This is a genomic window from Pseudomonas sp. A39, assembly GCF_058145955.1.
Map to the genome: position 1 here is coordinate 42,347 of NZ_JBYVMD010000037.1, position 22,234 is coordinate 64,580.

The 22,234-nt window shown below is 63.2% G+C and carries 19 protein-coding genes; 11 read left to right on the top strand and 8 right to left on the bottom strand.

The genetic code is table 11. The annotated features are described in order from the left end of the window. Positions 1-12: 12 nt before the first annotated feature. Complete coding sequence (locus AC3ZU9_RS23860; RefSeq protein WP_012723592.1) at positions 13-1,749, bottom strand: IlvD/Edd family dehydratase; 1,737 nt, start codon at positions 1,747-1,749, stop codon at positions 13-15. Positions 1,750-1,942: 193 nt separating this feature from the next. On the opposite strand from AC3ZU9_RS23860, the gene AC3ZU9_RS23865 reads away from it, so the two are divergent. From AC3ZU9_RS23865 to araH, 7 genes are all read left to right on the top strand, one after another. Next, positions 1,943-3,265, top strand: a complete 1,323-nt coding sequence (locus AC3ZU9_RS23865; RefSeq protein WP_012723593.1) for an MFS transporter — start codon at positions 1,943-1,945, stop codon at positions 3,263-3,265. 15 nt (positions 3,266-3,280) lie between these two features. After that, a complete protein-coding gene (gene araD1 / locus AC3ZU9_RS23870) occupies positions 3,281-4,270 on the top strand; it encodes an AraD1 family protein (RefSeq protein ID WP_046035744.1) in 990 nt (329 codons plus the stop codon). Positions 4,271-4,281: 11 nt separating this feature from the next. After that, positions 4,282-5,862, top strand: a complete 1,581-nt coding sequence (locus AC3ZU9_RS23875; protein WP_012723595.1) for an aldehyde dehydrogenase (NADP(+)) — start codon at positions 4,282-4,284, stop codon at positions 5,860-5,862. A gap of 16 nt (positions 5,863-5,878) precedes the next feature. Further along, positions 5,879-6,742: an SMP-30/gluconolactonase/LRE family protein gene (locus tag AC3ZU9_RS23880; RefSeq protein WP_102060627.1), complete on the top strand. Its 864-nt coding sequence runs from the start codon at positions 5,879-5,881 to the stop codon at positions 6,740-6,742. 74 nt (positions 6,743-6,816) lie between these two features. Then, on the top strand, positions 6,817-7,821 hold the full coding sequence (locus tag AC3ZU9_RS23885) for a substrate-binding domain-containing protein (RefSeq protein WP_012723597.1): 1,005 nt from the start codon (positions 6,817-6,819) through the stop codon (positions 7,819-7,821). Between the two features lie 57 nt (positions 7,822-7,878). Then, complete coding sequence (gene araG, locus AC3ZU9_RS23890; RefSeq protein ID WP_489097095.1) at positions 7,879-9,405, top strand: L-arabinose ABC transporter ATP-binding protein AraG; 1,527 nt, start codon at positions 7,879-7,881, stop codon at positions 9,403-9,405. Between the two features lie 9 nt (positions 9,406-9,414). Then, positions 9,415-10,383, top strand: coding sequence for an L-arabinose ABC transporter permease AraH (gene araH, locus AC3ZU9_RS23895; protein ID WP_064052942.1), 969 nt, complete (start codon positions 9,415-9,417; stop codon positions 10,381-10,383). A 53-nt stretch (positions 10,384-10,436) separates the two neighbouring features. Here araH and AC3ZU9_RS23900 read toward each other — a convergent pair whose 3' ends face one another. Beyond that, entirely contained in the window at positions 10,437-11,585 is a 1,149-nt protein-coding gene (locus tag AC3ZU9_RS23900) for an aldose epimerase family protein (protein WP_012723600.1), read from the bottom strand. 138 nt (positions 11,586-11,723) lie between these two features. Between AC3ZU9_RS23900 and AC3ZU9_RS23905 the strand changes: the two genes are divergently transcribed. Continuing rightward, a complete protein-coding gene (locus tag AC3ZU9_RS23905; protein WP_012723601.1) occupies positions 11,724-12,491 on the top strand; it encodes an SDR family NAD(P)-dependent oxidoreductase in 768 nt (255 codons plus the stop codon). Positions 12,492-12,745: 254 nt separating this feature from the next. On the opposite strand, the gene AC3ZU9_RS23910 is transcribed toward AC3ZU9_RS23905, so the two are convergent. Genes AC3ZU9_RS23910 through AC3ZU9_RS23920 form a run of 3 tightly spaced genes read right to left on the bottom strand, consistent with a single transcriptional unit; the run spans position 12,746 to position 14,901 of the window. Then, positions 12,746-13,342, bottom strand: a complete 597-nt coding sequence (locus AC3ZU9_RS23910; RefSeq protein ID WP_093546705.1) for a glutathione S-transferase family protein — start codon at positions 13,340-13,342, stop codon at positions 12,746-12,748. Between the two features lie 30 nt (positions 13,343-13,372). Continuing rightward, positions 13,373-13,906 carry a G/U mismatch-specific DNA glycosylase gene (mug, locus tag AC3ZU9_RS23915; RefSeq protein WP_490091435.1) on the bottom strand — a complete coding sequence of 178 codons (534 nt, stop codon included), beginning with the start codon at positions 13,904-13,906 and terminating at the stop codon, positions 13,373-13,375. After that, complete coding sequence (locus AC3ZU9_RS23920; protein ID WP_490091440.1) at positions 13,903-14,901, bottom strand: AraC family transcriptional regulator; 999 nt, start codon at positions 14,899-14,901, stop codon at positions 13,903-13,905. The genes mug and AC3ZU9_RS23920 overlap by 4 nt, the downstream gene beginning before the upstream one ends. Before the next feature lie 65 nt (positions 14,902-14,966). Here AC3ZU9_RS23920 and AC3ZU9_RS23925 point away from each other — a divergent pair, with 65 nt between their 5' ends. Together AC3ZU9_RS23925 and yghU are read left to right on the top strand one after the other, a co-directional pair. Then, positions 14,967-16,193 carry an MFS transporter gene (locus tag AC3ZU9_RS23925; protein WP_490091436.1) on the top strand — a complete coding sequence of 409 codons (1,227 nt, stop codon included), beginning with the start codon at positions 14,967-14,969 and terminating at the stop codon, positions 16,191-16,193. A 67-nt stretch (positions 16,194-16,260) separates the two neighbouring features. After that, complete coding sequence (gene yghU / locus AC3ZU9_RS23930; protein ID WP_046036711.1) at positions 16,261-17,088, top strand: glutathione-dependent disulfide-bond oxidoreductase; 828 nt, start codon at positions 16,261-16,263, stop codon at positions 17,086-17,088. Between the two features lie 111 nt (positions 17,089-17,199). Here the strand turns inward: yghU and AC3ZU9_RS23935 are convergent, their stop codons facing one another. Genes AC3ZU9_RS23935 through AC3ZU9_RS23945 form a run of 3 tightly spaced genes read right to left on the bottom strand, consistent with a single transcriptional unit; the run spans position 17,200 to position 19,926 of the window. After that, positions 17,200-18,126: a sugar ABC transporter substrate-binding protein gene (locus tag AC3ZU9_RS23935; RefSeq protein ID WP_320400562.1), complete on the bottom strand. Its 927-nt coding sequence runs from the start codon at positions 18,124-18,126 to the stop codon at positions 17,200-17,202. A 19-nt stretch (positions 18,127-18,145) separates the two neighbouring features. After that, positions 18,146-18,925 carry a TIM barrel protein gene (locus AC3ZU9_RS23940; protein WP_490091437.1) on the bottom strand — a complete coding sequence of 260 codons (780 nt, stop codon included), beginning with the start codon at positions 18,923-18,925 and terminating at the stop codon, positions 18,146-18,148. Continuing rightward, positions 18,922-19,926, bottom strand: a complete 1,005-nt coding sequence (locus AC3ZU9_RS23945; RefSeq protein ID WP_490091438.1) for a Gfo/Idh/MocA family oxidoreductase — start codon at positions 19,924-19,926, stop codon at positions 18,922-18,924. The genes AC3ZU9_RS23940 and AC3ZU9_RS23945 overlap by 4 nt, the downstream gene beginning before the upstream one ends. A 186-nt stretch (positions 19,927-20,112) precedes the next feature. Between AC3ZU9_RS23945 and AC3ZU9_RS23950 the strand changes: the two genes are divergently transcribed. Beyond that, complete coding sequence (locus AC3ZU9_RS23950) at positions 20,113-22,074, top strand: sigma-54 interaction domain-containing protein (RefSeq protein ID WP_490091441.1); 1,962 nt, start codon at positions 20,113-20,115, stop codon at positions 22,072-22,074. Positions 22,075-22,234: the final 160 nt, after the last annotated feature.

The window sequence follows — 22,234 nt, forward strand, 5'->3', positions numbered from 1 at the left end:
ATAGCATCCCAATTAGTGGGAATGCCGGGGGACTTCGGCCCCACGGCACCCTACCAGGAAGTCAAAGTCACAGCCCTGGTCGGCCTGCAGCACATGGTCGATATACAGCTGGCGATAGCCGCCGACGATCAGGTTTTGTGGCGGTTTCAGGTCGGCCATGCGCGCCGCCAGCTCTGCGTCGGGGATGTCCAGGTGCAGGCGGCCGTTGGCACAGTCCAGTTCGATCCAATCACCTTCCTTCACCGTGGCCAACGGCCCGCCGGCAGCGGCTTCGGGCGCCACGTGCAACACCACCGTGCCGTAGGCGGTGCCGCTCATGCGCGCATCGGAAATCCGCACCATATCCGTTACGCCCTGGGCCAGCAGCTTGGCCGGCAAGCCCATGTTGCCGACTTCGGCCATGCCTGGGTAACCCTTCGGCCCGCAGTTTTTCATCACCAGGATCGAGTTGGCGTCCACGTCCAGCTCCGGGTCGTTGATGCGCGCCTTGTACATGTCGAAATTCTCGAACACCACCGCACGGCCACGATGCTGCATCAGCTCCGCGCTGGCGGCGGACGGCTTGAGCACCGCGCCCAACGGGGCGAGGTTACCGCGCAACACGCAAATGCCGCCGTCGGCGCGGATCGGGTTGTCGAGGGTGCGGATCACTTCGTCCTGGCCGTAGATCGGCGAGTCCTTGGTGTTCTCACCCAACGATTTGCCGTTGACGGTCAGGGCATTCGGGTGCGGGATCAGGTTGGCCTCACCGAGGCGACGCAGCACGGCAGGCAGGCCGCCGGCATAGTAGAACTCTTCCATGAGGAAACGCCCTGACGGTTGCAGGTCGACGATGGTCGGCATGCCACGGCCGATGCGGGTCCAGTCGTCCAGGTCCAGTTCGACGCCGATGCGCCCGGCGATGGCTTTCAAGTGAATCACGGCGTTGGTCGAGCCGCCGATGGCCGCATTCACGCGGATCGCGTTTTCAAACGCTTCTTTGGTGAGGATCTTCGACAGTTTCAAGTCTTCGCGCACCATCTCTACCGCACGCATGCCGGACATATGCGCCAGCACATAACGCCGTGCATCCACTGCCGGGATCGCCGCGTTGTGGGGCAGGGAGGTGCCCAATGCCTCGGCCATGCAGGCCATGGTCGACGCGGTGCCCATGGTGTTGCAGGTGCCCGCCGAACGCGACATGCCGCCCTCGGCCGCGAGGAAGTCGTCCAGGGTGATGGTGCCGGCCTTGACCTGTTCACTTAATTGCCACACCACGGTGCCGGAGCCGATGTCCTGGCCCTTGTGCTTGCCGTTGAGCATCGGCCCACCGGTCACGACGATGGCCGGCACGTCGCAACTGGCGGCGCCCATCAGCAGGGCGGGGGTGGTCTTGTCGCAGCCGGTCAGCAGCACCACACCGTCAATCGGGTTGCCGCGAATGGCTTCTTCCACGTCCATGCTCGCCAGGTTGCGCGTGAGCATCGCAGTGGGCCGCAGGTTGGATTCGCCGTTGGAGAACACCGGGAACTCCACCGGGAAGCCGCCGGCCTCGATCACGCCACGCTTGACGTGCTCGGCGATCTGGCGGAAATGCGCGTTGCACGGGGTCAGCTCCGACCAGGTGTTGCAGATGCCGATGATCGGCTTGCCATGGAACTGATGGTCGGCAATGCCCTGGTTCTTCATCCAGCTGCGGTACATGAAACCGTTTTTGTCGGCGGTACCAAACCACTGGGCGGAGCGTAGGCCGGGCTTTTTATCAGACATGATCGATTCTCTTATTGTATGACTATATGTTCTATGCGTGCTTAAACATAAGCGCAAAATCGATGCTTTGGAAGAGTTGTTTTGCAAATAGTCCTACTATATAGTCGGTCTCAACTGAGGTATGACCCTGGCGGATTTTCGCGAGAGGCGTCCCCCGAGCTTCTATAAAAACAACAATCGGAGATCGACCCCCATGAGCCAGGAACTGCGGCTTATTCGGCGCATCACGCTGAAACTGATTCCCTTCCTGATCCTGCTGTACCTGATCGCCTACGTGGACCGCTCCGCCGTGGGCTTCGCCAAATTGCACATGGGCGCCGACGTGGGTATCGGTGACGCCGCCTATGGTTTGGGCGCGGGGTTGTTCTTCATTGGCTACTTCCTGTTCGAGATCCCCAGCAACCTGATGCTCGACCGCTTCGGCGCGCGGCGCTGGTTTGCGCGGATCATGATCACCTGGGGCGCCATCACCATCGGCATGGCGTTTGTGCAAGGGCCGCACAGCTTCTACGTGATGCGCTTTCTGCTCGGCGCGGCGGAGGCGGGGTTCTTTCCGGGCGTTCTGTACTACATCACCCAGTGGTTCCCGGTGCGTCATCGCGGCAAGATCCTCGGGCTGTTCATCCTGTCGCAACCCATCGCGATGATGATCACCGGCCCGGTGTCCGGCGGTTTGCTGGGCATGGACGGCATCCTTGGCCTGCACGGCTGGCAGTGGCTGTTCATCGTCATCGGCACCCCGGCGATCCTGCTGACCTGGCCGGTGCTGCGCTACTTGCCGGACGGCCCCAAGCAGGTCAACTGGATGAGCGATGACGAAAAGGCTTGGCTCACCGGCGAACTGGCTAAAGACCTGCAAGCCTACGGCCAGACCCGTCACGGCAACCCGCTGCATGCCCTCAAAGACAAGCGCGTGCTGCTGTTGGCGCTGTTCTACCTGCCGGTGACCCTGAGCATCTACGGCCTGGGCCTGTGGCTGCCGACCCTGATCAAGCAATTCGGCGGCAGCGACCTCACCACCGGCTTTATCTCGGCCGTGCCGTATATCTTCGGCATCATCGGCCTGCTGATCATCCCGCGCAGTTCCGACCGTTTGAATGACCGCTACGGCCACCTCGCCGTGCTCTATGTGCTCGGTGCCATCGGCCTGTTCTTCAGTGCCTGGCTGAGTGTGCCGGTGCTGCAAATGGCGGCGCTGTGCCTGGCGGCGTTCGCGATGTTTTCCTGCACGGCGGTGTTCTGGACCCTGCCGGGGCGCTTCTTTGCCGGCGCCAGTGCGGCGGCGGGCATTGCCTTGATCAACTCGGTGGGCAACCTCGGCGGCTACATTGGCCCGTTCGTGATCGGCGCGCTCAAGGAATACACCGGCAACCTGGCTTCGGGCTTGTACTTCCTGTCCGGGGTGATGGTGTTCGGGCTGCTGCTGACCTTCGTGGTCTACCGTGTGCTTGAGCGCAAGCACGTATTGCCTGCCGACCAGTTCGCCGCCAGCGCCCGTGGCGCCACACGTACTTAATCTGGGAGAAGTTTCATGCGTTTAGTTCAGTTCGAATTGCACAACGGTGAGCGCCGCGTCGGCGTGGTGGAAGGCAGCACATTGCGCGAAGTGAACACGGCGCGCAGCGTACGCGAACTGGCCCTGGCCGCCATCGAGGCCGGTATCAAGTTGCAGCAGCAGGTCGAGACCCTCGGCCTGGGCGACAGCCATGACTACGCCACACTGCTGGCCGACCTGAAAGTCCTGCCGCCGCTGGATCACCCGGACCCGGCCCATATGCTGATCAGCGGCACCGGCCTGACTCACCTGGGCAGTGCCTCGGCACGCGACAAAATGCACCAGGCCGGTGACGAGACCGCACTGACCGACACCATGCGCATCTTCAAATGGGGCGTCGAGGGCGGCAAGCCCGCAGCCGGCCAAGCCGGTGTGCAGCCGGAGTGGTTCTACAAGGGCGATGGCAGTATCGTCGTGCGCCCTGGCGAAGCCTTCCCGGTGCCGCCGTTTGCCGAAGACGCCGGTGAAGAGCCGGAAATTGGCGGCCTTTACGTCATCGGCCCGGACAGCAAGCCCTATCGCCTGGGCTTTGCGGTAGGCAACGAGTTCTCCGACCACATCATGGAGCGCAAGAACTACCTGTACCTGGCCCACTCCAAACTGCGCAGCTGCAGCTACGGTCCCGAGTTGCGCGTGGGCGAATTGCCCCAACACCTGGCCGGCACCAGCCGTATCCTGCGTAACGGCGAGGAAATCTGGCGGAACGAATTCCTCAGTGGCGAGGCCAATATGTGCCACAGCCTGGAAAACCTCGAATACCACCACTTCAAATACCGTCAGTTCCTCAAGCCCGGCGATGTGCATATTCATTTCTTCGGCACCGCCACGCTGTCATTCGCCGACGGTATACGTACTCAACCGGGCGATGTGTTCGAGATCAGCCAAGCCGAGTTCGGCGCGCCGCTGGTCAACCGTGTCGGCAGTGCCGATGCGGCCTTTGAACCCGGTAACGTCATCACCCTTTGAAGGAGACCCCCATGACCCAGTTCCTCGGCCACAACTACATCGGCGGCCAGCGCAGCGCCAACGGCAGCGTCAAGCTGCAAAGCGTCGACGCAGCCACCGGCGAAGCCTTGCCCCAGGACTTCTACCAGGCCACCCCGCAGGAAGTCGACGCCGCCGCCAAGGCCGCCGCGCAGGCCTATCCCGCGTACCGCGCCTTGAGTGCGGCGCGTCGCGCGCAGTTTCTGGACGCGATCGCAGACGAACTGGATGCCCTGAGCGACAACTTCATTGAATTGGTCTGCCGCGAAACCGCATTGCCGGCCGCGCGTATCAAGGGCGAGCGCGGGCGTACCAGCGGTCAGATGCGCCTGTTTGCCACCGTGTTGCGTCGCGGTGATTTCTACGGCGCGCGCATCGACAAAGCGTTGCCCGATCGCCAACCGCTGCCACGTCCGGACCTGCGCCAATACCGCATCGGCCTGGGCCCGGTCGCGGTGTTTGGCGCGAGCAATTTCCCCCTGGCGTTTTCTACAGCGGGCGGCGACACCGCCGCAGCGCTGGCCGCGGGTTGCCCGGTCGTGTTCAAGGCTCACAGCGGCCACATGGCCACGGCGGAACAGGTCGCCAATGCGATCATCCGTGCCGCCGAGGCCACCGAGATGCCGGCCGGCGTATTCAATATGATCTTCGGCGGTGGCGTCGGTGAAGCGCTGGTCAAGCACCCGGCGATCCAGGCGGTCGGCTTCACCGGTTCGCTCAAGGGCGGTCGTGCGTTGTGCGATATGGCCGCGGCGCGCCCGCAACCGATCCCGGTATTTGCCGAGATGTCGAGCATCAACCCGGTGATCGTATTGCCCCAGGCGTTGCAGGCCAGGGCCGACACTGTTGCCCGCGACCTCACCGCCTCGGTGGTGCAAGGCTGTGGCCAGTTCTGCACCAACCCTGGCTTGGTGATCGGGATTGCTTCGCCAGCCTTCACCGCGTTCACCCAGCAGGTGGCGCAACTGATCGGTGAGCAACCGGCGCAAACCATGCTCAATGCCGGCACCCTGAGCAGCTACGGCAAAGGCCTGGAAAAACTTCTGGCGCACCCCGGTATCCAGCACCTGGCTGGCAATGCCCAGGCAGGCAACCAGGCGCAGCCGCAGCTGTTCAAGGCGAATGTGGGCTTGTTGATCGACGGCGATGACGTGCTGCAGGAAGAAGTCTTCGGCCCCACCACCGTGTTTGTCGAAGTGGCTGACCAGGCGCAACTCAGCGCTGCCTTGCACGGCCTGCACGGCCAACTCACCGCCACGATCATTGGCGAGCCGGGCGACTTTCAGCAGTTCGCCGAACTCACGCCACTGCTCGAACAGAAAGTCGGGCGCATCCTGCTCAACGGTTACCCGACCGGTGTGGAAGTCTGCGACTCGATGGTTCACGGCGGGCCGTACCCGGCGACGTCGGATGCCCGTGGCACTTCGGTGGGCACCCTGGCCATCGACCGTTTCCTGCGCCCGGTGTGCTTCCAGAACTACCCGGACAGCCTGCTGCCCGACGCGTTGAAAAACGCTAACCCGTTGCGGATCCAGCGGCTGGTGGATGGCACGCCATCGCGCGATTCGCTGTAAAAAACCAGGAGGCGTCATGTCGTGTACCGCCGTCACCGCGCACCGCGCGCAACTGGGGGAGGGCCCGTTCTGGGACGCGCCCACCCAGGCCCTGTATTGGGTCAACATTGCCGGCAAACAGGCGCTGCGCCTGATGGACGGGCAGTTGCAGATCTGGCAGTTGCCCGAGCATGTCTCGGCCTTTATCCCGTGTGAAAGCGGCGATGCGTTGGTGACCTTGAGCAGCGGCGTGTACCGGCTGGACCTGGCCACCGAGGCCCTGACCTTGCTGTGCGTGGCCGACCCGCACGCGGGCAACCGTGGCAATGAAGCACGCTGCGATGCCCAGGGCCGGCTGTGGCTGGGCACCATGCAGAACAACATCGGCGAACACGGTGAAGACGTGCCGATCACCCGACGTTCCGGCGGCCTGTTTCGCATCGATGCCGATGCACAGGTGACGCCGTTGCTGAGCGGGCTGGGCATTCCCAACACCTTGCTGTGGAGTGATGACGGCTGCCAGGTGCATTTCGGCGACAGCCTGGATGGCACGCTGTACCGGCATGCGATCCACGCGGACGGCCAGCTCGGTCCGGCGCAAACGTGGTTTGGTCCACACGAGCGCGGCGGGCCGGACGGCTCGGCGATGGACGTTGAAGGCTACCTCTGGAACGCGCGCTGGGACGGCAGTTGCCTGCTGCGCCTCACGCCCGCAGGAGAGGTGGACCGCATCATCGAACTGCCCGTCAGCCGTCCCACCAGTTGCGTATTCGGTGGCCCCAACCTCACCACTCTGTATATCACCAGCGCTGCCAGCCCATTGGATCACCCCCTGGATGGTGCGGTATTGGCCATCGAGGTCGACGTGCCAGGCAAACCCTGTCACCGCTTTGCCGGATAACCCTAATGGGAGTGGGTTCCTTGCCAGCCCGCTTCTAGAGTTCTACCTAAAAACAACAACAAGGAGTCACCCGTATGAATCGTCGTCGTGGTATCCGTTCCCTGTGTTGCGCCGCTGTGGCGGTCTCAGCCATGAGCCTGAGCGGGCTGTTGCTGGCCGCTGAAGAAGTGAAGATCGGTTTTCTGGTCAAGCAGGCTGAAGAGCCGTGGTTCCAGACCGAGTGGGCGTTTGCCGAAAAAGCCGGCAAGGAACATGGCTTCACCGTGATCAAGATCGCCGTGCCCGATGGCGAGAAAACCCTCTCGGCCATCGACAGCCTGGCGGCCAACGGCGCCAAGGGTTTTGTGATCTGCCCGCCGGACGTGTCCCTCGGCCCGGCCATCGTCGCCAAGGCCAAAGCCAATGGGCTGAAAGTCATCGCCGTGGACGACCGCTTCGTCGACGCCAAGGGCGCCTTCATGGAAGACGTGCCGTACCTGGGCATGGCCGCCTTCGAAGTGGGCCAGAAGCAGGGCGCGGCCATGGCGGCTGAAGCGAAAAAACGTGGCTGGGACTGGAAAGACACCTACGCCGTGATCAACACCTTCAACGAACTCGACACCGGCAAGAAACGCACCGACGGCTCGGTCAAGTCCCTGGAGGAAGCCGGCATTCCCAAGGATCACATCCTGTTCACCGCCGCCAAGACCCTGGATGTACCGGGCAGCATGGACGCCACCAACTCGGCCCTGGTCAAGCTGCCCAGCGGCGCGAAAAACCTGATCATCGGCGGCATGAACGACAACACCGTACTCGGCGGCGTGCGCGCCACCGAAAGCGCCGGCTTCAAAGCCGCCAACGTGATCGGTATCGGCATCAATGGCACCGATGCCATCGGCGAACTGAAGAAACCCAACAGCGGCTTCTTCGGCTCCATGCTGCCTAGCCCACATATCGAGGGCTACAACACGGCGCTGATGATGTACGAGTGGGTCACCAAAGGCACCGAACCACCGAAGTACACCGCCATGGACGAAGTGACCCTGATCACCCGCGAGAACTTCAAGGAAGAACTGACCAAGATCGGGTTGTGGAACTGAGTGTTTGGCATGGCGGCCCCCACAACGGGGCCGCCGGTTTGGTGTGACGAGGTGGTTATGCACGCGCAATTACAGACACACAACGCTGCTGCCCAGTTGAGCTTCAACGGCATCGGCAAAACCTTTCCTGGGGTCAAGGCGCTGGATGGCATCAGCTTCACCGCCTACCCAGGGCAAGTGCACGCCTTGATGGGCGAAAACGGCGCGGGCAAGTCGACGCTGCTGAAAATCCTCGGCGGCGCCTATATCCCCAGCAGTGGCACGCTGCAGATCGGCGAGCAGACCATGGCCTTCAAAAACGCCGCCGACAGCATTGCCAGCGGCGTGGCGGTGATTCACCAGGAACTGCACCTGGTGCCGGAAATGACCGTGGCCGAGAACCTGTTCCTCGGGCATTTACCGTCGCGTTTCGGTGTGGTCAATCGCAGCCTGTTGCGTAAGCAGGCTCTGGCCTGCCTCAAGGGGTTGGCGGATGAAATTGATCCGGAGGAAAAGCTCGGCCGCCTGTCCCTGGGCCAGCGTCAACTGGTGGAAATCGCCAAGGCGCTGTCCCGTGGTGCCCATGTGATTGCCTTTGACGAACCCACCAGCAGCCTCTCGGCGCGCGAGATCGACCGCTTGATGGCGATCATCACGCGCCTGCGCGACGAGGGCAAAGTGGTGCTCTACGTGTCCCACCGCATGGAAGAGGTGTTCCGCATCTGCAACGCCGTGACGGTGTTCAAGGACGGCCGCTACGTGCGCACCTTCGATGACATGAGTGCGCTGACCCACGACCAGTTGGTCACCTGCATGGTCGGCCGCGATATCCAGGACATCTACGACTACCGTCCGCGTGAACAGGGCGAAGTGGCGCTCAAGGTCGACGGTTTGCTCGGCCCAGGCCTGCGTGAGCCGATCAGTTTCAATGTGCGCAAAGGCGAGATCCTCGGCCTGTTCGGGCTGGTGGGCGCCGGGCGTACCGAGTTGTTCCGCCTGCTCAGCGGCCTGGAACGTGCCAGCGCCGGTCAACTGGAACTCTGCGGGCAAGCCTTGCAACTGCGCTCACCGCGCGATGCCATCGCCGCCGGTGTGTTGCTGTGCCCGGAAGACCGCAAGAAGGAGGGCATCATCCCGCTGTCCAGCGTGGCGGAGAACATCAATATCAGCGCGCGCGGCGCCCATTCGGCGTTTGGCTGGCTGTTGCGCGACGGCTGGGAAAAACGCAACGCCGATCAGCAGATCCAGGCGATGAAAGTCAAAACGCCGAATGCGGCGCAGAAAATCATGTACCTGTCCGGCGGCAATCAGCAGAAAGCGATCCTGGGACGCTGGCTGTCGATGCCGATGAAAGTCCTGCTGCTGGACGAACCCACGCGTGGCATCGATATCGGCGCCAAGGCCGAGATCTACCAGATCATCCATAACCTCGCGGCCCAAGGCATTGCGGTCATCGTAGTGTCCAGCGACCTGATGGAAGTGATGGGTATCTCCGACCGCATCCTGGTGCTGTGCGAAGGCGCGATGCGCGGCGAACAAACCCGCGAACACGCCACTGAATCCAACCTGCTGCAGCTGGCTTTGCCGCGTAGCCTGGCGAACTGAGAGACGATCATGACAATCCAAAACAATGCGCTGCCGACCGCGCGCAAACCCCTGGACGTGCGTGCACTGCTGGACAACTGGGCCATGCTGCTGGCGGCGGTGAGCATCTTTTTGCTCTGCGCCTTGCTCATCGACAACTTCCTCTCCCCGCTGAACATGCGCGGGCTGGGCCTGGCGATTTCCACCGTGGGCATTGCCGCCTGCACCATGCTGTTCTGCCTGGCGTCGGGGCACTTCGACTTGTCGGTGGGCTCGGTGATTGCCTGCGCCGGGGTGGTCGCGGCGATTGTGATGCGCGATACCGACAGCGTCATGCTGGGCATTGGCGCCGCGCTGCTGATGGGCCTGGTCGTGGGGCTGATCAACGGCATCGTGATCGCCAAGCTGCGGGTCAACGCGTTGATCACTACCTTGGCGACCATGCAGATCGTGCGCGGCCTGGCGTACATCTTTGCCAACGGCAAGGCGGTGGGGGTGTCCCAGGATCAGTTCTTTATCTTCGGCAACGGCCAACTGCTGGGCGTGCCGGTGCCGATCATCATCACGATCCTGTGCTTCATGTTTTTCGGCTGGTTGCTCAACTACACCACCTACGGGCGCAACACCATGGCCATCGGCGGCAACCCGGAAGCGGCGCTGCTCGCGGGGGTGAACGTCGACCGTACCAAGATCCTGATCTTTGCCGTACACGGTGTGATCGGCGCATTGGCCGGGGTGATCCTGGCGTCACGCATGACCTCGGGCCAGCCGATGATCGGGCAGGGTTTTGAACTGACCGTGATCTCGGCCTGCGTGCTGGGCGGGGTGTCGTTGAGCGGTGGGGTCGGGATGATCCGTCATGTGATCGCCGGGGTGTTGATTTTGGCGATCATCGAGAATGCGATGAACCTGAAGAACATCGACACCTTCTACCAGTACGTGATCCGTGGCTCGATCCTGCTGCTGGCCGTGGTCATCGACCGCATGAAACAACGCTGAGTCATGCCATGTGAGGATTAAATGTGGGAGGGGGCTTAGCCCCTCCCACATGTTTAGTTTGCGGAGAATTTGAAGACGGTGCTCTGGGTGTAGGTTTGCCCTGGGTTCAGGCGGGTGGAGGCAAATGTCGGTTGGTTAGGCGCATCCGGAAAGTGCTGGGTCTCCAAGGTGAAACCACTCCAGTGCAGGTAGGTCTTCCCAGCCTTGCCCTTCACCGAACCGTCGAGGAAGTTACTGGTATAGAACTGCACCCCTGGCTCGCTGGTGTACAGCTGCAAGCGCCGACCTGACTCAGGATCATGCACCTCGGCGGCCAATTGCTTGACGTCGCCTTTGGTGTCCAGCGCCCAGTTGAAGTCAAACCCGCCTTGTTTCGGCTCGGCAAATTTGAGCTGCGGATGATCCTCCTTGATGTGCTGGCCGATCGGCGTCGGTTTGAGGAAGTCCATCGGCGTGCCCTTGACGGGGGCCAGTTCGCCGGTCGGAATCAAGGTGGCGTTCACCGGGGTGTAATGGCTGGCATGCAAGGTGGCGACCTGCTTGAGAATGTCGCCATTCCCCGCGCCGGCGAGGTTGAAGTAGCTGTGGTTGGTGAGGTTGAGCACCGTGGGTTTGTCGGTGGTGGCTTTGTAGTCGATGTGCAGTTCGTTTTTATCGTTGAGGCGGTAGGTGACTTCGGTTTTCAGGTTGCCGGGGAAGCCCATTTCACCGTCCTTGGACAGGTAGGTAAGGGTAACGCCGACCGAGTCCTTGGATTTGACGGGGGAGGCCTTCCAGACATGCTTGTCGAAGCCTTGTGCGCCGCCGTGCAGCGAGTTGGGGCCGTCGTTGAGTGGCACTTGGTAGCGCTTGCCGTCGAGCTCAAAGGCACCGCCCGCGAGGCGATTGCCGAAACGCCCGATGGTCGCACCGAAAAACGCGGTGCCAGCCTGGTAGCCCTGCACGTCGTCGAAGCCGAGTACCACGTCGTCGACCTTGCCGTTTTTATCCGGCACTTTCAGCGACTGCAGCACGCCGCCGTAGGTGATCACCGTGGCTTGCATGCCGTGGCTGTTGCGCAAGATGTACTGTTCGACGGCGGTGCCGTCGTTGGTTTTACCAAACGGTTTGTGTTCGCTGGTGAGCCCTGCAGCCTGGGCGCCGCCACTGGCGATCAGCAAGGACATGGCCAGGCCCGAGAGCAGGTATCGAGGGTGCTTCATGATCGAACTTCCTTTTGTTGTTTTGAGTGGAATAGTTCTACTAATGTGCGATATTTTGTCGATAAGACAGCGAATTTATAGCCTTTAACGCCGTATTTGCAAAATAAAATAAGACTAATTGAGCGAGGCACCTGTTCTATGAGCACTCAACACGCCGTTTACCCCGACCTTGAAGGCAAGACCGTCCTGATTTCCGGAGGCGCCTCGGGCATTGGTGAATTCATGGTGCGCGCCTTCGCTGCGCAAGGCGCCAAAGTCGGGTTTGTGGACCGCGCGCAAAGCCAGGGCGAACGCCTGGCGGCGCTGCTCAGTTCGCGCGGGCACACCGTGGAGTTCGTGAACTGCGACATCACCGATGAAATCGCCTACAAGGCGGCCATCGGGCGTTTCGAACACTCCCTGGGGCCGATCACCGTGCTGGTAAACAACGCCGCCAATGACGTGCGCCACACCCTGGAAGAAGTCGACTCGGAGATGTTCGACCGGCTGATCTCCGTCAACCTCAAGCACGCCTTCTTGGCCGCCAAGGCCGTGGTGCCGATGATGAAAGGCGCGGGCGGCGGGGCGATCATCAACCTCGGCTCGGTCGGCTGGATGATGGCCTCCGCCGGCTACCCTGTGTACGCCGCCAGCAAAGCCGCCGCCCACGGCATGACCCGCGCCCTGGCCCGGGAACTGGGGCCGAGCCGCATCCGTGTGAACACGCTGGTGCCGGGTTGGGTGATGACCGAGAAACAACTGGCGATGTGGGTCGATGATGCGGCCAAGGAACTGATCAGCCGCAGCCAGTGCCTGCCGGGCAGTGTGCTGCCGGAGCACATCGCCAATATGGCGCTGTTTCTCGCCTCTGACGCCTCGGCGATGTGTTCGGCGCAGAACTTTATTGTGGATGGCGGCTGGGTCTGAGCCGGGCTGCACAGGCCGAATGTGGGAGGGGGCCTGCCCTAATGCCAGTCAGTTAAGAAGCAGCAAGAGCGAAAAGTACCCCGTGGCGAGGGAGCTTGCTCCCGCTGGACTGCGCAGCAGTCCCAGTCTTTTGAAACAAAGAGCTGGGGCCGCTTCGCGACCCAGCGGGAGCAAGCTCCCTCGCCACAGGTACGGTGCTCACCCTTAACTGACTGGCATTAGGGCAAGCCCCCTCCCACATTGGATAGGTGGGGTTATTCGATCGGGTACTTCTTGAAAGCCGGGTGCTGTTCGAGGCGCTCGGCATGGTGCTTGAGGTTGGGAAACGCATCCGCCTTGACCACCGACGCCACGGTGAATTGGCTGAACGACCAGGCCACTGCCGCGGTAATCGAGGCCTGGCTCAGTGCTTCACTGTCGCTCAGCTGTTTTTCCAATAACGAATAAGCGGCCAGCAACTGCCCGCTGACGCGGTCGAGCCAGGGCGCATGCAGCTTCTCGGCCGGGCGCAGGTTGTGTTCATAGACGATCTGCACGCTTTTCTCACAGGCCGCCAGGGCCAGCCCGAGTGTTTGCAGGTCGCGGGCACGCGCGGCGGGTTGCGACGGGAGCAGCTTTTTATCCGCCGGGGCCAGGGTTTCCAGGTAGTCCAGGATCAGGCTGGAGTCCATCAGCACCGTGCCATCGTCCAGCACCAGCGTCGGCGCCTTGACCACCGGGTTGATCTGGGAAAACTCGGTGAACGTGCGGAACACCGACAGCGGCTCATGCACAAAATCCACCCCGTATAACTCCAGGGAAATGGCCACGCGGCGTACGTAGGGCGAGTCCAGCATACCGATCAGTTTCATGAAGCCTCCATTGCTCACAAGGTGATGGGCTCAAGAGATTAAGGGCGCGGGGTCGACGGGCGCAATGGCCTCGCGCAGGGACTGATACGCCTCCACCAATTGCTCCAGGCTGAACGCCAGGTTGCGTCCGCTCGGATTAGGCAACACCCACACCGACGCACCGCCCAGCCGATGCGGCTGCAACCCCCAGCCGATCTCGCGTTGACCGGACAGCGCGCTGTAGCCGGCCTTGCCGAGAAATGCCAAGAAACGCGGTGCGTGGCGGTGGATTTTCTGTTCAAACGCTGCCGCCGCGTCGGTGAATTCATGCCGTGCCAGCTCGCCCGCGCTCGCGGTAGGGCGCTCGACCACGGTGGTCAAGCCGCAGTGATAGTCCAGTAACGTACGGCCGTCCTCCGGGCGGATTTCTTGGGGCGTGAAGCCCGCCCGGTGCAAGGTGCGCCAGAAGCGATTGCTGCGATTGGCAAAGTGCAGGCCCAGGGCGGCGGAGCCCTTGCCGGGGTTGATGCCGCAGAACACCACGTCCAGGCGGTCGGCCAGGATGTCGTCGAGGCGAGCGTTCATGCCGGGCTCCGCAGGGTGTGGCGGCTGGCCCCCGGTGGCTGGCCGGTGATGCGCTTGAATGCACGGCTGAACGCCGCCTGGGAGGTGTAGCCCAGGCGCAGTGCGACGTCTTCGATGGGCAACCGCTCCAGGGTCAGCCATTGGCTGGCCAGGCGCATGCGCAGTTCCGTCACGTAGCGCAAGGGCGGGATACCCAGGGTGGCCTGGAAGCGCTCGGCGAACACCGAACGGGAGGTGTGACAGTGCGCGGCCAGCTCGGCCACGCTCCAAGCGCGGCCGGGTTGCTGGTGCAGGGCGAGCAGGGCACCGGCCAACCGTGCGTCGCGCAGCGCCGCCACCAGCCCCGACGCACTGCCGCAGGCGCATTCCACCCAGCCGCGCACGATCATCGCGGCCACCACATCGGCCAGGCGCGCGAGGATGCCGGAGTAGCCGACGCGAGCGGCGCTGACTTCGCGTTCCATCACCGCCAGGATCGGCATCAGGCCGGGGTAACGCTGACCCTGGGCGTCGATCAGCATCAAGGCCGGCATCAGGCTGCCGAGCCCCTGGATGCTGCCAAGCTCGAACGCCATGCAGGCGCTGAACAACAAGGTGCTCGGGGGCGTGTCGGGCGATGCATCCACCGCGCAGACGGTCTCGCCTAGCGGCGTGGCGTCAAAGCCCTTGATGTCCTGCACCGGCCCGTCCGCGGTGGATGACAGCGCATGGGCGCCCCCGTGGGAGATGAACACCGCATTGCCCGCCGACAACTCAAACAGGCTGCCGTCGTCGGTACGCAGGGTGGCCGTCCCTGCGGCCAGGAAGTGGAAATAGGCGTGTCCAGGTTTGGCCTCAAAGCCCATGCCGAAGCTCGGCCCGGCCTGGATGCGCCGGTACTGCACCCCGCGCAGGCGCATGCCGCGCAGCAGCTCGTCGATAAGGTCGGAGGACAGGTTGAAGGGGGCCGCTGTCGTCATGTTCGGGGTTTCGGTCAAAAACTCAAGGGTTTGCATCATAGATCATCCGATGTGACGAACCTAGACTGGCCGTCGCGCTAATTTCCCGAGGATGTCGTGTGATGAATGATTGTGTAGCTCAACCCTCTGTCCATTCGCAGGCGGAGCCCGCTGCACCCGCCTGGATGGCAGTATTTTCCCTGGCCATGGGGGTGTTCGGATTGTTGACGGCGGAATACCTGCCGGCCAGCCTGTTGACGCCGATGGCGATGGACCTTGGCGTGTCAGAGGCGCTCGCCGGCCAGGCGGTGACCGTGACGGCCGTGGTGGCGTTGTTCGCCGGGTTGCTGGTGCCCGGGCTGACGCGTGGCATCGACCGACGCGTGGTGCTGTTGGGTTTTTCCTTGCTGATGATTGCGTCCAACCTGTTGGTGGCGCTCTCTTCCAGCCTGGCGGTGCTGCTGTTGATGCGCATCCTGCTGGGCGTCGCCCTGGGCGGTTTCTGGAGCATGGCGGCAGCGGTGGCGATGCGCCTGGTGCCGGCGGCGCTGCTGCCCCGTGCGCTGTCGATCATCTTCAGTGGCATTGCGGTGGGCACGGTGGTCGCCGTGCCGCTGGGCAGCTTCCTTGGTGGTTTGTATGGCTGGCGCAGTGCGTTCGTCGCCGCAGCCGCCGTCGGTGTGATCACGCTGGCGTTCCAGCTGTTCACACTGCCACGCCTGGCCCCCACGGGCACCGCACGTTTGCGCACGATACTGGATGTGCTGCGGCGTCCGGGCATCGCCATCGGCATGTTTGGCTGCGTATTGGTGCACACCGGGCATTTCGCGCTGTTCACCTACATCCGGCCATTCCTGGAAAGCACCACAGGCGTGGGCACCGAAGGGCTGGCCTTGATGCTGCTGGGGTTCGGCGCCGCCAACTTCGTCGGCACGCTGTTGGCCGGATGGATGCTGGTGCGTTATCCACGCGGCACGTTGGTGCTGATGCCGATCTTGGTGGGCGTCGCGGCGCTCGCCCTGGTGCTGCTGCCGGCCTCGCTGCCGAGCCAGGCGTTGCTGCTGGCGCTGTGGGGCATGGCCTTTGGCGGGGTGCCGGTGGCGTGGTCGAACTGGGTGGCCCGCGCGGTGCCGGATCAAGCTGAAAGTGCCGGTGGCATGGTGGTGGCGTCGGTGCAATCCGCTATTGCGGCAGGGGCTGCGGGGGGTGGCGTGATGTTCAGCCTCAGCGGTATCGACGGCGTGTTTATCGGTGCCGGTGTCTTGATGCTGCTGGCCGCCTTGTTGATCGCGTTACGGGTGCCGGTGCCTCGGCAGCATGCGGCGGCGGGTAAAGCGCTGCAGGTGTGACGCGCCATCAACCTTTGGTTTAGTCTGGAGCGCTTCGCTGATCGCAAGCACGTCTGGAGCAGTAAGCATGACCGATTACGTACCCCCAACAGTGTGGACCTGGGACACCGAAAACGGCGGCACCTTCGCCAGTATCAACCGACCCATCGCCGGCGCCACCCATGACAAGGCACTGCCGGTGGGCAAGCACCCGCTGCAGCTGTACTCCTTGGCCACGCCCAATGGACAGAAAGTCACGATCCTGCTGGAGGAGTTGCTCGCGCTGGGCCACAGCGGTGCGGAATACGACGCCTGGCTGATCAAGATCGGCGACGGCGACCAGTTCGGCAGTGGCTTTGTCGGGGTCAACCCGAACTCCAAGATCCCGGCCCTGCTGGACCGCAGCGGCGCCACGCCGATTCGGGTGTTCGAGTCGGGCGCGATTTTGCAGTACCTGGCGGAAAAATTCGGCGCGTTCTTCCCGACTGAGCCTGCGGCGCGTGCGGAATGCCTGTCGTGGTTGTTCTGGCAGATGGGCAGCGCGCCGTACCTGGGCGGTGGCTTCGGGCACTTCTATGCGTATGCGCCGAGCAAAATGGAATACGCGATCAACCGCTTCGCCATGGAGACCAAGCGTCAGCTCGACGTACTCGACCAGCGCCTGGCAGTGAGCGAGTACATTGCGGGTGATGAATACACCATCGCCGATATCGCGATCTGGCCCTGGTATGGCGGGTTGGTCAAAGGCCGCTTGTATGGCGCGGCGCAGTTCCTGTCGGTGCATGAGTACACGCACGTGTTGCGCTGGGCGGACGCGATCGAAGCGCGGCCGGCGGTGCAGCGGGGGCGGCGGGTGAACCGGGTGTCTGGCGAGGAACAGTTACCCGAACGGCATGACGCAAGCGACCTGGACTGAGTGTGGGAGGGGGCTTGCTCCCGATAGCGGTGGGTCAGGCACGGATGTATCAACTGACCCACCCTCATCGGGAGCAAGCCCCCTCCCACAGTGTGCGCTGGGTACGACAGGCTATTTGTAACGCTGCTCAAACACCGCCACCTGTTCAGGCTTGATCAGCTCAAACGGCACCCACACTTCCGGCTCAATCGGCTCACCCTTGATCATCCGCACCGCGGCGTGCACCGCCTGGGTCGCCTGGGCTTTCGGGTCCTGGAACACCGACGCCGTGAGCATCCCACGTTTGATCGCCGCCAGGCCGTCGGGCAAACCATCGATGCCGACAATCGCGATCTCGCCCTTGGCTTTGCCGGCCTGCTGCAAGGCCATGGCGGCGCCAATCGCCATTTCATCGTTATTGGCCACGATGGCATCGAACTGGGTGCCCGCCAGCAGCCAGTTGCTGGTCAGGTCCATGCCCTTGCTGCGTTGCCATTCGGCGCTTTGCTGCTCGACCACCTTGATACCGGGAAAATCCTTGAGCACCTGTTTGGCGCCTTCGGTGCGGTCATGGGTGGCGTTCTGCGCGAGGTCGCCCATGATGATCGCCACATTGCCCTTGCCGCCGAGCTTTTCCGCCAGGTAGCGCATCTGCAACTGCCCGGCTTCGATGTCGTTGGAGGCCACGGTGACCACGCCTTTGGGCAGCGTGCGTTCGTCCGGGTGACGGTTGACGTACACCAGCGGTGTCTTCGCCGCCACGGCGGCGCGGGTCATGTTGGCGGTGGCGGCGGTGTCCACCGGCAGTACGATCACCGCGTCGACCTTCTGGTTGAGGAAACCTTCGACCTGATTGAGCTGGCGCACCACATCGCCCTGGGCGTCTTCGAACTGGATCTGCACATCCTGCTGCTTGGCGGCGGCTTCCAGGCCGGTGCGCACGTAGGTCATGAAGTTATCGTCGACCCGGGCAATGCTCACGCCGATGCGATAGGCGGCGAAGGTCCATTGGCTGAACAGCAACACCAGCGTGGCAACGATCAATGAATAGCGGTTCATAAGGGTGTTCCTTTTATTGTTATAGGGTGAACGCTTGGCGAAATCGCTCCAGGGCCAACTCGCTGTCGCCGCTGGCCCAGCCTTCCAGGCCGACCACGCCGCGGTAGCCCATGGCGTGCAGGGCCCTGGCTATGGCTGGGTAGTGGATTTCACCGGTGCCGGGCTCCTGGCGTCCCGGCACGTCGGCCACCTGGATTTCACCGATGTGTGTACCGGCGCGCTGGATCAGCTCGATCAGGTTTCCTTCGCCGATCTGCGCGTGGTACAGGTCCAGGTTCATCTTCAAGTGGGGGCTGCCCACGGCCTCGACCAGCGCCAGGGTGTCGTCGGCGCGGGCAAAGGGCGCGCCGGGGTGGTCGACCTCGGTGTTGAGGTTTTCCAGCAGGAACACACGGCCGGCGTCTTCCCCCAGGCGGGCGATTTTTTCCAGGGTCTTGCAGGCGCTCAGCCACATGCGGCCGGTGGTCTGGCTCACGGGTTGAACGGGCAGGCCGCCGTCACCCAGGCCGGTACCGTGCAGGTTGAGGCTGGGGCAATTCAATTGCTCGGCGACCCCTAAGGATTCGCGGGCGCTGTCGAGCAACTGGCGGATGCCGTCCGGGTCGGTCAGGGTGCCGCTGATGTAGCCGGTCATGGACGTAAAGTCGGCACCGGTGGCGGCGAGGGCGGCGATGTCCTTGTGGGTCCAGTCCCAGATTTCAACGCTGAAGCCCAGCGCATGAATACGCTGTACGCGCTCGATGAAGGGCTGGTCGAGAAACACCATCTCCGCGCTGATCGCGAGCTTGAACGGGCTCATAGGGTCACCGCCTTGCCCGTTTCGAACGATTCGATACAGGCACGGGCAATCGCCAGCGCCGCGCGTGCGTCCTCACCGCTGGCCAGGGGCTTGGTGCCGCTGCGCAGGCAATCGACAAAGTGGTTGAGCTCGGCGATGTAGGCGTCGCGCAACAGGTCGGTGTCCATGCGCTGGGTGTCGGCCTGGATGCCTTGGGCGAGGTAGCGCACCAAGTCGGACTCGTTAAGGCTGCCCATGCTCAGCATGCCGGCGCTGCCGAACACTTCGCCGCGCACGTCGTAGCCATACACGGCCTGGAAATTGGCTTCGGCAGTGGCGATGGCGCCGTTGTCGAAGCGGATCGCAACCACCGCGGTGTCGAGGAAGCCTTTGTTTTTGTATTCGGGCGCGATCAGTGCGTCAGCCATCACGTAGACCTGCACCGCCTCGGCGCCGGGATTGAGGTAGCGCAGCGTGTCGAAATCGTGGATCAGGGTCTCGAGGAAGATCACCCATTGCGGCGAAGCGGCCGGGTTGTTCAGCGCCGGGTCGCGGGTCAGCGAGCGCAGCAGCTGCGGGGTGCCGATGCGGCCGGCGGCGACGTCGAGGTGCGCGGTGCGAAAGCTCTTGGCGAAACGCCGGTTGAAACCGACCTGCAGCGGCACCCGCGCATCGGCCGCGGCCGCGATGGCACGGTCGGCCTCATCCAGGGTGATGGCCATGGGTTTTTCGCAGAAGATCCCTTTGCCCGCGCGGGCGGCGCTGATTACCAGCTCGGCGTGGCTGCGGGCGGGGGCGGCGATGAGTACGCCGTCGATGTCCGGGTCGTCGAGCAATTGTTGAGGGTCGGTGTAAACCTTGCTCACGCCCAGTTCAGCGGCGAGGCGGGCGGCCTGGCCTGGCGTCGGGTCGGCAATCGCCGCCAGGCTGGCGCCGGGGATATGCCGAGCGGCGGTCAGGCCGTGGAAGCTGCCCATGCGACCGGCACCGATCAAACCCAGGCGGATGTGCTGTGTACTCATGAAATAACCCCTTGTTGTTATTGGCCCCAGGACGGTCCTGGTGGGCGAAAGGGTAGGAGCAAGGCCTGTGCCAATTCATAACTCATTGATAAATAGCGATTTATTATTATTCACAAACAAATAGTGTTCATTTAATGAACATGTCTATACTGACATGTCAAAAACATGGACATGGATACCGCCCCAATGAGCATGGCGTTCAGCGTGCAAGACCTCGACTACCTCACAGACCTTGGGCCTGCTGCGCTGAATGATGGCCCGGTGGCCGCGCTGGAGCAGGCTTGGCGCGACTGCCTGGCCGGTCAGGTCGAGCGCCCGGCGCACGTGCGCCAAGTGATCTGGGATTCGTGGCGTCGCAGCGTCGCGGCCGGTATTGACCCGGCAGACAACGCGTACCGCTTCGTGGCCGCCGAAACCCTGGCCGCCACCCAGGCCACCCACCGCGTGCTGATCGCCGCCGCCGCGCAAGTCATGCGAGGCTTGCTGGCCTACAACCCGCGCGGCCATATCAACCTTACCGATGCCGACGGCACCACCCTGTATTTCTGCGGGCTGGACATCACCCCCGTGGGCAGTCGTCTGCTGGAATCGGTACAAGGCACCAACTGCACCGGCCTGGCGCTGGCCGAAGATCGCCTGGTGTACGTGCTGGCCGAGGAAAACTTCGGTATCGGCCTGCGCCAGCGCCGCATGCACTGCGCCGCTGCGCCGATCAAGAATGCTCAAGGCCAGACCCTGGCCATGCTGACCCTCACCGCCGAGCCCGGCTGGTTTCACTTCCATACCCTCGGCACGGTGCAGGCTGCGGCCGACGCCGTATCGCGGCAGATGGCCCTGCAAGGTCTGTTGGAAGAACAGCAAACCGTCCTCGAAGTGCTCAACGAAGGCCTGGTGGTGCTGGATGAGCGTGGCTGCATCAAGGCGCTCAACCGCTATGCCCGGCACCTGTTCGGGGTGGGGCTGGAGCTGATCGGTCAGCCGTTTCAGCAGTTGGGGCGCAGCGAATTGAGCGACTCGATGGGCGAGGCCGTTCGCGACCTCGACTGCACCTTCCACCTGCACAACCGCAGCCAACTCGCCTGCCTGGTCTCGGTGTGCCCGCTGGAGCAGGGCGGGGTGATCGTGTCACTGCGGGAGAACCGCCGCATCCGCGAAATCACCCGACGCCTCATCGGCACCCAGGCCAGCTACACCTTCGACACCATCCAGGGGCACTCGCGGGCGATCCAGGACGCGCTGCACCTGGGGCGCATCGCCAGTCGCAGTGATTCCACCACGCTGATCCTGGGTGAAAGCGGCACCGGCAAGGAGCTGTTCGCCCAGGCCATCCACAACGGCAGCGACCGCTGCAACGGCCCGTTTGTGGCGGTCAACTGCGGCGCGATTCCACGCGACCTGGTGCAAAGCGAGCTGTTCGGGCATGTCGAAGGCGCGTTTACCGGCTCGGCGCGTGGCGGCTCGGCGGGTAAGTTTGAACTGGCGGATGGCGGTACGATTTTTCTGGATGAGATTGGCGACATGTCCTTCGATGCCCAGGTGAGCTTGCTGCGGGTGTTGCAGGAAGGTGAGATCACCCGTGTCGGCGCGAAAAATTCGCGGCAAGTGGACGTGCGCATCATCGCCGCCACCCACCGCAACCTCAGCCAGGCGGTAGCGGAAGGCGCGTTTCGCGAAGACCTCTACTACCGCCTCAACGTGCTCAACCTGACCGTGCCGCCACTGCGCATGCGCCGTGAAGACATTCCGCTGCTGGCGCGGCACTTTCTGGCCCGCTGTGCGCGCTCGTTGCGTAAGTCGGTGCAGGGCTTTTCACCGGAGGCGATGGCATTGCTCTCGGCCTATGGCTGGCCGGGCAATGTGCGCGAGTTGGAAAACAGCATCGAGCGGGCGACCAACTTGGCGACGGGGGCGCTGATCGAACCGGTGGACCTGCCCTTGGAAAACCGCCAACGCGCCCCGCTGCGCGGCTACGAACCGCACCCCGCCCAGGACCTGAGCAGTCACGAAATGCACGCCATCGTCGCCGCGCTTAAAAGCACCGGTGGCAATGTCCGCCTGGCTGCGCGGCAACTGAACGTGTCGCGGGGCGGGCTGTACAACAAGATGAGTCGGTTTGGGCTGAATGCCGGGGATTTTCGTGGCGACTGAGATTTAAGTCTGGCGCAGTTCAAATGTGGGAGGGGGCTTGCTCCCGCCGGCGGCCTGACAGCTGACCACAATCTAACTGTTACCCGCGATCCAAATGTGGGAGGGGGCTTGCCCCCGATAGCGGTGTGTCAGTCGATTCATCAGGTGACTGATTCAGCGC